1 protein-coding gene is annotated in these 456 nt (G+C 45.4%); it reads left to right on the top strand.

All coding sequences use genetic code 11. From position 1 onward, the window contains the following. Positions 1 to 456 (top strand): glycoside hydrolase family protein (locus CWB85_RS21545; protein WP_171039059.1); only part of this gene is annotated, 456 nt, incomplete at both ends.

The raw sequence follows: 456 nt of genomic DNA, 5'->3' as shown, positions 1-456 counted from the left end.
ATGGATGGTATACGGTTCATACTCAGGTGGCATATTTGTCCTTGCAATGGATGAAACAACGGGTAAACCGCTGCCAGGCCAAGGTTACGGAACTAAGTTAGTTGGGGGTGACTATAGGGCTATCGAAGGGGCATTTGCCATGTACAGCCCAGAAAGTGATTATTACTACCTGTTTTATTCTGTCGCAGGGTTTGCTGCAAATGATGGGTATAACGTACGAGTGGCACGCTCAAAAACGCCACAAGGTCCCTATTTAGATAACGCTGGCAATGATATTGCTGCCGCTGCTGGCCTTGAAATCGGCGAAAAACTCATTGGTGGTTTTGAGTATACTCAAGAGCTTGGTGAAACAACTCCGGCTTGGGGCTATCAGTCACCAGGGCATAATTCTGCTTACTATGATGAAACTACTGGCAAACATATATTTGTAACTCATACTCGTTTCCCATTGAGTTC

The organism is Pseudoalteromonas sp. S1727, from assembly GCF_005886375.1.
GTDB lineage: Bacteria > Pseudomonadota > Gammaproteobacteria > Enterobacterales > Alteromonadaceae > Pseudoalteromonas > Pseudoalteromonas haloplanktis.
Note: the sequence above shows the minus strand (reverse complement) of the source record. Positions and strands in the feature narration are given on the sequence as shown.